The sequence below is a fragment of the Mesorhizobium sp. M8A.F.Ca.ET.021.01.1.1 genome, assembly GCF_003998025.1.
GTDB lineage: Bacteria > Pseudomonadota > Alphaproteobacteria > Rhizobiales > Rhizobiaceae > Mesorhizobium.
On sequence record NZ_RZSJ01000449.1, the window covers coordinates 1 to 5258 of the forward strand.

The 5258-nt window shown below is 62.3% G+C and carries 5 protein-coding genes; 3 read left to right on the forward strand and 2 right to left on the reverse strand.

Annotated elements, in window-relative coordinates; genetic code table 11:
• Together EOA36_RS26705 and EOA36_RS26710 are read left to right on the forward strand one after the other, a co-directional pair.
• The coding region (locus EOA36_RS26705; RefSeq protein WP_127280107.1) for an ATP12 family protein at nucleotides 1-556 on the forward strand (556 nt) is incomplete at its 5' end.
• A 184-nt stretch (nucleotides 557-740) separates the two neighbouring features.
• Nucleotides 741-2630: an MFS transporter gene (locus EOA36_RS26710; RefSeq protein ID WP_127280108.1), complete on the forward strand. Its 1890-nt coding sequence runs from the start codon at nucleotides 741-743 to the stop codon at nucleotides 2628-2630.
• An 80-nt stretch (nucleotides 2631-2710) separates the two neighbouring features.
• Here the strand turns inward: EOA36_RS26710 and EOA36_RS26715 are convergent, their stop codons facing one another.
• The gene (locus EOA36_RS26715; RefSeq protein WP_127280109.1) at nucleotides 2711-2905 is read right to left on the reverse strand and encodes a DUF2735 domain-containing protein; all 195 of its coding nucleotides are present in this window, start codon (nucleotides 2903-2905) and stop codon (nucleotides 2711-2713) included.
• Nucleotides 2906-3217: 312 nt separating this feature from the next.
• Here EOA36_RS26715 and EOA36_RS26720 point away from each other — a divergent pair, with 312 nt between their 5' ends.
• The gene (locus EOA36_RS26720; protein WP_127280110.1) at nucleotides 3218-4258 is read left to right on the forward strand and encodes a glutamine synthetase beta-grasp domain-containing protein; all 1041 of its coding nucleotides are present in this window, start codon (nucleotides 3218-3220) and stop codon (nucleotides 4256-4258) included.
• A gap of 116 nt (nucleotides 4259-4374) precedes the next feature.
• Here EOA36_RS26720 and EOA36_RS26725 read toward each other — a convergent pair.
• Nucleotides 4375-5258, reverse strand: an 884-nt coding sequence (locus EOA36_RS26725) for a P1 family peptidase (RefSeq protein WP_127280111.1), incomplete at its 5' end; no start/stop codon positions are given.

Here is a 5258-nt window from a genome sequence, read left to right on the forward strand (position 1 = left end):
GTTCGCGGAACAGGGCGAGACGATCAATCCGGTGACGATGCCGGTGATGCGGCTTGTCAACACCGCCATCGATGGCGTGGCCAGCGATCCGCAGGCGGTGCTGGAAGACATTCTGCGTTTCGCCTCGTCGGACCTGCTCTGCTATCGCGCCGACGCCCCACAAGGGCTGGTCGAGCGGCAGAACGAGCAGTGGGATCCCGTCATCGACTGGGCGCGCGCTTCGCTCGGGGTTCGCTTCAACCTTGCCGAGGGCATCATCCATGTCGAGCAGCCGCGCGAGACCATTGCCGTGCTGGGCAGCCATCTGGCGCAGCGCGCCCAACCGCTGCGCCTTGCCGCCATTCATGTCATGACGTCGCTGACCGGCTCGGCACTGCTGGCGCTGGCGGTCGATTTCGGCGAGCTCGACGGCGAGGAAGCCTGGGCCGCCGGCCATGTCGACGAAGACTGGCAGATCGCGCAGTGGGGACAGGACGCCGAAGCCGTCGCGCGCCGCACCGCGCGCAAACGAGATATGATGGCCGCCGTCAGCCTGCTCGAAGCGCTGCAGGCCTGAGCGCTTCGCTCCGCCTTCGCACTGCACCTAATACGAAAGTCATAATCCCATCGTCGCGGTGCCTTTCCCCGGCGCTTTCTGCCATTTTTCCTGTGTTGGCTGCGTCTTGTGAGTCCGCGTTCCGAGGAGAACGCGGACGTTGGCGCACAGCATCGAGGACTGGGTCTCACGGGAGGATAACTCAATGGCAATGGCATCGACCGCCGGCGGAACGAGCCGCGGCATGACGCGAGAGGAGAAGAAAGTCATCTTCGCTTCCTCGCTCGGCACCGTTTTCGAATGGTACGATTTCTATCTCTACGGCTCGCTGGCGGCTTTCATCGGCTCGACCTTTTTCAGCCCGACCATTCCCGAGGCAACGCGCAACATCTTCGCGCTGCTTGCCTTTGCCGCGGGCTTCCTGGTGCGCCCGTTCGGCGCGCTGCTGTTCGGTCGCATCGGCGACCTCGTCGGCCGCAAATACACATTCCTGGTCACCATGACGATCATGGGTCTCTCGACCTTCCTGGTCGGCCTGCTGCCCGGCTATGCGACCTTGGGCATCGCGGCTCCGGTGATCCTGATCGCCCTGCGCATGCTGCAGGGCTTGGCGCTGGGCGGCGAATATGGTGGTGCGGCCACCTACGTCGCCGAGCACGCGCCCGATGACCGCCGCGGCTTCTACACCTCATGGATCCAGACGACCGCGACGCTAGGCCTGTTCCTGTCGCTGATCATCATCCTGATCGTGCAGGGATCGCTGAGCAAGGAGACCTACGCCGCCTGGGGCTGGCGCATTCCTTTCATCGTCTCTTTCCTGCTGCTCGCCGTTTCTATCTGGATCCGGTTGTCTCTGTCGGAGTCCCCGACCTTCCAGAAGATGAAGGAAGAAGGCAAGGGCTCCAAGGCGCCGCTCTCGGAAGCCTTTGGTCAGTGGAAGAACGCCAAGATCGCGCTCCTGGCGCTGCTCGGCCTCACCGCCGGTCAGGCCGTCGTCTGGTACAACGGCCAGTTCTACGCGCTGTTCTTCCTGCAGAACGTGCTGAAAGTCGACGCGCAGTCGGTCAACATCATGATCGCCATCGCGCTGGCGCTCGGCTCGATCTTCTTTGTCGTGTTCGGCTGGCTGTCCGACAAGATCGGCCGCAAGCCGATCATCATGGCTGGCCTTGCGCTGGCCATCGTCTGCACCTTCCCGCTGTTCAAGGCGTTGACCTGGGCCGCCAATCCGGCGCTCGCCAAGGCACAGCAGAGCACCCGGGCAACGGTGACGGCGGCACCCGGCGACTGCAGGTTCCAGTTCAATCCGGTCGGCACGGCGAAGTTCACGACATCCTGCGACATCGCGACTTCGTTCCTGACCAAGAACTCGGTTCCGTACGATGTGGTGTCGACGGCGGCGGCCGGGACGGCTGCGTCAGTCAAGATTGGTACAGAGACGGTGCCGTCCTACGATGCGGTCGCGGCCGGCGATCAGGCCAAGGCCAAGGACGCGGTCTTCGTCAAGGCCGTCAACATGTCCCTGCGGGACAGCGGTTATCCGCTGAAGCGTGCGGCAATTAAGGTTGCGGACCAGAAACTCGATGCCTTCATCGCAGCCAATCCTGAACTCAAGCTCGACGCAGCCGCGATCCGCGGCGGCGAGAAGGCAGCGGTGCCGACCGATCAGGCGGTCAAGGACAAGCTCTTGACCACCGATGAGGCCGCGGGCGCACCCGAGGTCACCGTCTACAACATACCGGACGGCGGTGCCTTTGCCATGTTCGCCGATCCGGCGGCGGTGAACTGGCCGATGACAATCGGTATCCTGTTCATCCTGGTGCTGTTCGTGACCATGGTTTACGGGCCGATCGCGGCGATCCTTGTCGAGATGTTCCCGACTCGCATCCGCTACACCGGCATGTCATTGCCCTACCACATCGGCAATGGCTGGTTCGGCGGCCTGCTGCCGGCGACGGTGTTCGCGCTCAGCGCCTACAAGGGCGACATCTACTATGGCCTTTGGTACCCGGTGGTCATCGCGGCGATGACGCTGATCATCGGCATGATCTTCGTCAAGGATACGCTGGGAACCGACCTGCACGCCAAGGAGTAGTCGATAGGCTCTTACGAACGAAAAGCCCGGCGCGAGCGATCGCGCCGGGCTTTTTCATGCGAGATCGACGTGGAGCGGCTTCAGCTTTTCCGTTGCGGGTTTTCTTCCTCGACGGCGGCCTCGTGGTACCAGCCATCGAAATCGGCGTGCTCGCCGCGAAGCGCGGCAAGCTCTGCCGCGAATTTGGCCTTGGCGCCTAAATTTAAGGCAGGCCTGCGCGCTGCCAGCGGGAACATCAGGATTTTCGCCGACGGACGCGATTGCGTGACTTGCATTGCCGGTCTCCCTTGTTTTTCAGAAGCTCGTCGATTCAGTTCTCATTAAAATAGGTTCTGCGAGTCATTTAGGCAATATGCCTACGAAAAGATCATGATTTGCCTATGATTTAAGCAGTATTGCGGCTTGGGCGATCTGCACGCATTGCTAAGACGGCTCAGCAAAATCAAAGCCTTGGCATGACCATTTTGCCGCACCCGTCGGAGGCCGAGTGGCATACGAATTGCTTTTTAATCATCGGCAGGCCGGCCTGTTTCGGCCATGCATCGACATCGCCTGCTTGCGGTGTCCAAGCAACGAGAGGCTCTAGAATGACCAAATACAAGCTCGAGTATATCTGGCTCGATGGATACACCCCGGTCCCCAATCTTCGCGGCAAGACGCAGATCAAGGAATTCGCCGAGTTCCCGACGCTCGAGCAGCTGCCGCTGTGGGGCTTCGACGGGTCATCGACGCAGCAGGCCGAAGGGCATAGCTCCGACTGCGTGCTGAAGCCTGTCGCGGTCTATCCCGATCCGGCCCGCACCAACGGCGTGCTCGTCATGTGCGAAGTCATGATGCCCGATGGCGTGACGCCGCATGCATCCAACAAGCGCGCCACCATCCTCGACGACGAAGGCGCCTGGTTCGGCTTCGAGCAGGAGTATTTCTTCTACAAGGACGGCCGTCCGCTCGGCTTCCCCGAGAGCGGCTATCCCGCACCGCAGGGCCCGTACTATACCGGCGTCGGCTATTCGAATGTCGGCTCTGTCGCGCGCCAGATCGTCGAGGAACATCTTGATCTCTGCCTCGCGGCCGGCATCAACCACGAAGGCATCAACGCCGAAGTGGCCAAGGGCCAGTGGGAATTCCAGATTTTCGGCAAGGGCTCCAAAAAGGCCGCCGACCAGATGTGGATGGCCCGCTATCTGATGCAGCGCCTGACCGAGAAGTACGGCATCGACATCGAATACCATTGCAAGCCGCTCGGCGACACCGACTGGAACGGCTCGGGCATGCATGCCAATTTCTCGACCGCCTATATGCGTGAAGTCGGCGGCAAGGCCTATTTCGAAGCGCTGATGGCGGCTTTCGACAAGAATCTGATGGACCACATCGCCGTCTACGGCCCGGACAACGACAAGCGTTTGACCGGCAAGCATGAGACCGCGCCGTGGAATAGGTTCAGCTATGGCATCGCCGACCGCGGCGCGTCGATCCGCGTCCCGCATTCGTTCGTCAAGAACGACTACAAGGGCTATCTGGAAGACCGCCGTCCGAACTCGCAGGGCGACCCTTACCAGATCGCCTCGCAGATTCTGAAGACGATCGCTTCGGTGCCGGCCAGCGCAGAGGTTTCGGCCGCCGCCTGATCCTCTTTGCGGCGCATGCAACTCTGCGCCGCGAACGGATGCTCATTATGGAAAAGGCCCGGGCTGAAAACGCCCGGGCCCTTTTTTTGTCAAGCAGTTTGCCGGATTGGCCTTCGTTATTGTCGATCAGCCATGACCCCACGCGCGTTCAGAGCCGTCACCACCTTGGCATGCGGCAGGGCGGGGCTCCGATTGCCGTCGCGGCCGATCATGTCGCTGTTGGCGACAAGCGCGTTGAGCACCGCCTCTTCGGCCGCTTGCACGACGGCTGCGTAGAAATCATCCATGCGACCCCACGCGATGAAATCCATGTGCCCATAGCTGTGTTCGGTCGCCGGTCCCCGCGGGAAGCGGCCGTTGAGGGCGTCGCGGTTGGCGGTCGAGAAAGCGAGAAAGATATCGCCGGAGAAATGCGAGCCGGTGGTGCCTGTCCGTGCGAGACCGAGCGGCACGCGCCTGGCCAGCGCCTTGCACTGGCCAGGCAGCAGCGGCGCATCTGTGGCGACGATGCCGATGCAGGAGCCGGCGCCCGTCGGGCCGCCGCTGAAATAGGCCTCCATCGGGTTGTCGTCGGCCAGTTCGTTGCCGAGCGGCGCGCCGGCAATGGTGAGTTCCCGGCGCGAGCCGAAATTGGCTTGCAGGAAGACGCCGACCGTGTAGGAGCGATGGCCGTAGTCGACGACCCTTGAAGCCGTGCCCGAGCCGCCCTTGAAAGCGTAGCAGTTCATGCCCGTGCCGCCGCCGACCGAGCCTTCCTCGATGTGGCCGCTCGTCGCATTGTCGATCGCCGCGATCGCATGGTCGACCGTGACATGCGAGCCGTTGATATCGTTGAGATAGCCATCCCAGGTTTCGGCCACCACCGGCAGCAGCCACTGATCGGCGACGTCGGGCTTGTGGCGCGCCACCCAGTCGATGATGCCGCGATGACAGGGGCCGACCGCATGGGTGTTGGTGATCAGGATCGGCAGGCTGATGCTGCCGGCTTCCTCTATCCACG